General features: G+C 46.3%; 5 protein-coding genes. All 5 read right to left on the minus strand.

All coding sequences use genetic code 11. From position 1 onward, the window contains the following. Nucleotides 1-105: 105 nt before the first annotated feature. On the minus strand, nt 106-1,233 hold the full coding sequence (locus DXZ20_RS07280) for a mechanosensitive ion channel domain-containing protein (protein WP_163697372.1): 1,128 nt from the start codon (nt 1,231-1,233) through the stop codon (nt 106-108). Between the two features lie 228 nt (nt 1,234-1,461). Continuing rightward, a complete protein-coding gene (locus DXZ20_RS07285) occupies nt 1,462-1,947 on the minus strand; it encodes a hypothetical protein (protein ID WP_006514376.1) in 486 nt (161 codons plus the stop codon). 127 nt (nt 1,948-2,074) lie between these two features. Further along, the gene (locus DXZ20_RS07290; protein WP_163669030.1) at nt 2,075-3,160 is read right to left on the minus strand and encodes a universal stress protein; all 1,086 of its coding nucleotides are present in this window, start codon (nt 3,158-3,160) and stop codon (nt 2,075-2,077) included. Nucleotides 3,161-3,467: 307 nt separating this feature from the next. Further along, complete coding sequence (locus DXZ20_RS07295) at nt 3,468-5,231, minus strand: peroxidase family protein (RefSeq protein ID WP_163697374.1); 1,764 nt, start codon at nt 5,229-5,231, stop codon at nt 3,468-3,470. 85 nt (nt 5,232-5,316) lie between these two features. Next, a partial coding sequence (locus DXZ20_RS07300) for a DUF1569 domain-containing protein (RefSeq protein WP_163703426.1) occupies nt 5,317-5,734 on the minus strand: 418 nt, incomplete at its 5' end.

A 5,734-nucleotide genomic window follows, 5' to 3' on the forward strand; every position in this document is an offset into this window, starting at 1 on the left:
AAAATTAACTGCAACCATCAACCTCAAATACGTGACTGTGAAAGACTTTTATCATTCAAACCTAATGACTAAAAACTGGTATGAGTGACTGTGTTCACGAAGAGATTACTGCTCGTCATTTAAAAAGGGTAGATCTGGCAGACCATCATGGCTTAATGCACTACGCTTAGGGGTTGGCGTTTGCTCATGGGGAATAGGAATTAACGAGGTTTGAATCGGAAACGGCATGGGAATATTTTCGTTGCGAAAACGCTTATGCAGCCGTTTGATAAACTCGTGGCGCACCACCAGATGGTCAAAATATTCGCGAATGCGCAGGTAAACCGTCATGGTGATCGCGAAGTAACCAAATTCTTTAAAGCGAATCCAGGGGTCAGAATTGGGCACGCCTCCAACAACGTCATTCATCACCTCATTGGCGATCTCAAGGGCGACTTGTTCTACTTTCTCTAAATCCGTATCGTAGCTAATACCCACTTCAAGGATAATCAGAGCTTCTTTATCTGGTAGACCATAGTTCTTGAAGACATTATTGAGGATTCGGGTATTGGGTACCACTACCATGTTGTCGCGAATGTCTTGCAGGATAGTGTGCCGCCAGGCAATATCCACCACGTATCCCTCTTCACCAGAATCTAACTGGATAAAGTCCCCAACCCTTAATTTATTAGATGTGGCTAGGTTTAAGCCTGACAGAAAATTAGTTAGGGTACTCTGAAAAGCTAGACCAAGGGAAACACCACCAATACCCAAAGCTGTGAGTAAAGGTGTAATGGCAATGCCAAGGGACTGCAGTGTGATCAGTACACCAAAGGTGAAAATCACAATTTGGGTCAGCATCTCAAATAGAGATGTCAGATTACCTGCCCCTTTTGTCTCAGAAAAGTAGCGGACAAAGCCTACAGATAAACGGGCAACGATTAAGGTACCAGAGGCAATAGCGGCTACTAAGAGACACCTTTGAATTGTGAGAAATAAATTATTGTCAATGGGCAGCGTCAGAATCGCTGCAAAAATACCGCCAATAGTAAACCAAAACAGGATTAATCCTTTGAGGGAGCTGATAATCACATCAGCACCACCCCAACCTATCCTGGAAGAGAGCGCCTGCAGGCGATTTAACCCTTGACGTTCAACAATTATTCCTAGAAAAAACGCACCCAAGATAATGACAATGGGTACGACAACACTAATGATATTGGTAATCGTAATGACGTTTAAGGCTGCACTCACAACAGTTAGCGATTGATTTAATAGAGTTATCTAAACATAGATATTTCATAGATACCGTGATCAATCGCCTTTGGCAAGTTGCACCTACCAGGCATCAACTTACGCCAGAAAAGCTTGGCTGGCTAGGGAGTCAGACGTTAGACGTTAGTGAAGTCCTGACGTCTGACGATTGAATTCTATCCTTGGGAAAACTTCCCGCTCTGCCTTGATACCACCCCGCAGTCGAATCTAAGCTAAAAATTCAGGATTGCGCTTTCTAATGATGCCAACCATCATCGGACTCATAACTGTGAAGATGGTGATCACTAGGACGATCAGATGCTGATCCCATGTTATGCGAGCCATGTAATCCCAGGTAGCCGCTCGGCCTAACTCAAATCGTCCTAAGGCAACGTAGGTGACGTTACAGATAAATGATGTCCAAAAGTCAAAAAGAATAGCGAGTATCCAGGCAAGTCTTAGCAGGTAAATTTCACGCTGTTTGCCTTGATTATGTCCCCATATAGGACGAGTCGAGAAATTAAAGGCCCCTGCAATTAAAGTACCGACTAGACTTAAGCCAATGGCAATGAAATGAATACCATTTAGAATGAGCAGGCTCCCTAAAAATGTAGTGAGCAAATCCCAGACCATACTGACGCGAAAGGCGCTAATCAGGACAATCCGAGGTAAACCTACATGGACATTGAGTCTGGGTTTTACATCAGGTCTCATAAGCGTGCTTGATGGATGCCACCTGTGTCTGAGCAATAATTTCACGCTAGTGGAGAAAGTTGAGGAAATTATGAAGAACCTTACTCCCAAACTCGGTTTAAGCCTGGTTCGGGAGTAATTTCACCATTTACCCTCTAGTTTGGGCGACCTGGCGTGTTTCTTGTTCTTGATGCGCCTTTGTTGACGTAGATGACTTAGGTCGATTGACGAAAACAGCACAGGGAGCTCGATGGCTGACGTAGTAGCTGACACTACCCACTAGTAACTCTTTAAGCCCTGACAATCCGCGACAGCCCATGACAATCAGATCGGCAGGCCAATCATTAGCGACTTCACAGATCTGCTGCCCCGTGCGTCCCTGCATGACATCACAAATGGCTTCAATGCCTTCAGTTTCCAGTTCTTCAACATAGAGTTGTAAGGTTTGCCACCAGCCACTGACAAATTTGTTCCATTCCTGCTGGTACTCTGCAAATAGGAGCTCACTATGTTGGGATATGTATTGACTATCGCTAAAAATCAGCTTTTGAGGCAAACCTGGTTCATCTTCGTCAATGACGTGAAGTAGCCTGAGTTCAGCCTGATGTAGCTTTGCCAGTTCAATGGCAGTTTTCATTGCCTTTTGAGCCATTTCTGACTTGTCCAGCGCCACCAAAATCTGCTTGGGCCCCTCGCTGGATGCTGTGTCAGTCTGCTCATTTTTGCGAGCAATCGGAATATCCTTAACGGGTTGTTGCTTAGCATGTACGACTAAAACGGAGCAGGGAGCATGGTGCAACACATAGTTGCTAACGCTGCCAATTAGAAATTCACTCATTCCCGATAGGCCACGACTGCCTACAATAATTAAGTCGGCCTCCCAGGTTTGTGCGACTTCACACAATCGTGCGCCTGGATTGCCATACAGTAGGGTGCCCGATGCTTCTATGCCATAATTTTGGGCATCGGCAATCTGCTGATTCAGTAAAGCTTGCGAATGATCTACAAACTGATTCCAGGCAACTTGGTAGGATTCCACTACGGTGGCGCTAACGCTGGGGTATAGAGGTCCGCCAAAATAACCACTAAATTTTGGCGCGCCTGGTTCGCTATCTACTAAAACATGAACGAGTTTTAGCTCTGCATTGTAGCTAAGTGCAGATGCGATCGCCTTTTGTAAGGCCCTCAACCCTAAATCAGAACTATCCAAGCCAACCACAATTTTGCGAATCATTCGCTTTCTCCTGATATATTGTTGGATCAACAAATGTGGAAGATTTTTATCTCTTCCTTCTTGATCGTAACAAAACAAGTTGAGGAACTTATGAGGAGTAGCAAAGACTGGTTGGGCCATTGGGCAACGTTACTCTTCCCCATATTTTCTTTAGATTGTCGGTCTATATTAGGAGACTTTATATCTAGTATTATCCATGCCTCTCTATCATTGGGCTATCTATGATTGAGAAGTTCCTGGCTCAACACTGATTGACCCACCCTTGCGATTATGTGGCAGTGCAAAGAGCTTGAGGACCCACCGCACCCTAGGTGCCAATGCGACGCCAAGGTTTAAATGCATTGTCAATGTCGTACAACGCTGGAGCTAGCGTGGGAAAATGGCGCTGTAGAACAGTTACCATTGTGTTGTTGGCAATCCAGTCTAAGCCCAGCTGGGTATAAACTTCAGCCCGATAATCTTTAGTAAAGAACCGATCGCTTTTCAGGCGGCGAGAGGCCATGAGGATAAACACGCGGAAGGCGGTATCGCTAAAGCCAAAGCCTTCAGGTTTATCTTCAGCAAACAGACCGACCATCAGGTCTACGCTGTTGATGTCGTTGTAGTAGACTCGGCGCATTTCTTCGACCCATTGTTTGTTGCTGCTAATTTCCTCAAAGGATTTCACACGAGTTCTACCAATAAGCTCTCGGAACCGGTTGTAGCGGGGCACTCCCCGTTCGCGATCGCGTAAAATATCCACCGCTGCCAGATCGAAGACCTCACCATTGTCTCGCACCAACTGCTGCAAGGAACGCGGATAGTTATGAAGGCTAATTTCACCAGGATGGGCGATACCAAACGAATAGTATAGATCCGGCATAGGGATTGATTCTAACAATGTCCGACTGCGTTTGCCTGAGATTTGGAAAAAGTCGGCGGCTTGTAATGGCCGATTATTATCTAGAGAATAAAACTGGAATTCATCAGGAATCAGCGGGTGCATGCGATACACAGACGCAAATTCCTCAGTTAAATAGTAGGGTGCGGTGTGGTGGTCCGTCTCAGCCCCCACAATCCCCGACAACAAATCAGTGAGTTCTCCTTCACCGACGCTGCCTAAAACTTGCTTCAGGTCTTCTCCCAGGAAACCAGACCAGTTCACATTCAGCGCAATATCCGTTGCCGGTAGAGGTAAAATCGCAGGTGTCCACTCAACGGTGTGGATTTTTGCCATTAGTGCTGCATTGATCAACCGGGCATGGTTGAAGAGAACATCGTCGGACCAATGGGAATATTCTTGTTTTAGGTGATCGCAAATAGCGTTGTGTTCTTTGGTGAACACAGTGTGCAACATGGATAATCCAATCCACCAGTTATCGTTAAAACCGGTGACATCTAGGCCAGTCTCGGGATCCACAGGTAACAGACCGTCATCCTGAATAGTAAGTTTGCCATGGACGTGCGATCGCAATTTATCCACCGTTTCCGGGTCGCTGCCATAGATCTGAGAGCCATCCCACCAGTGGGTGACCGTATTGATAAACGTTTTGGGTCTGGCACCGTCCGGTCGAGACTTGTCTGCCAGCGTCTTGCCAACGGCCATGGGGCGATGCTCCTCTGGCCACGGATCATTGGGCTCCAAAGGAATTTCCAGCTTATCGTCAGGCTCGTTATCACCGTGGGAAAACCAATCATGGTTTTCAAACTGAATCCAGGCCGCAGCCAACAGATTAAGAATGGTGGCAGGCTGAAAGCGATCGCGCGTCATCAATATGCGACTGACCTCACGTGGATTTGGCGTCATCAGCTTAGGGGCTGCTTCTGCTTCAACGGCACCCAGAGCAACATTACGGCCAAAACGGGTGCCCGCCATACCCATTTGGGGCTGTTGCAAATCATTAAAGCTGCCGTCTACTGTACGAGCAGTTAGGTGACTCCCATCAGAGCTGGGGTGAGGTTTGGGCAATTCACCACTATCAGGCAGCTGAGATGTATCGTGGAGATTTTTCTCCCTAAGATCATTGCGAAGCTTTAATAACTGCAACAACGCCAGCGGAGTCGGCAGTTTGTGCCAAAAATTATCAAACATAACAATAGTCTCCAGTCGTCGAGGGGGCTAACAGTAATTGCGCTCGGATTGCTCTTGAATTGACCTTAAGGATGCTGATGGTGAATCAAGCTGAATATTCTCGTATTTCCTCAAGGTGATTATTTAAATGCATCACATGGGCACGGATATAGTCTTGTTTTGATAGGTCTCCATAGGTAAAATGAGGAGCCAGGGAATCTGTGTAGTTGTCAAAATCAATGTAAGCTTTTTTTAAGCGAGCCAAAGCTTTTTTGAGATTGCCATGTGCTTCCAATTCTGGGGCACCAGGAATGGGTTCATCTAAGGGATGCTGCATGGCACCGAGGGCGGAAAAAAGGGTGAAAGCTAGCTTACCAACCGTGGCTTTGTAGATTTCAGGTTGTTGTATGGGATATCCCACCATGGAACATTCAACACTCTGGGCACAGTGGGTCAAAATTGCATAGGGTTGCCATGCTCCTGTACTGTGTAGAGGTCGATTGCTAAGGCTTGCTATAGTTTCT

The sequence above is a fragment of the Adonisia turfae CCMR0081 genome, from assembly GCF_011009555.1.
Classification (GTDB): domain Bacteria; phylum Cyanobacteriota; class Cyanobacteriia; order Phormidesmidales; family Phormidesmidaceae; genus Leptothoe; species Leptothoe turfae.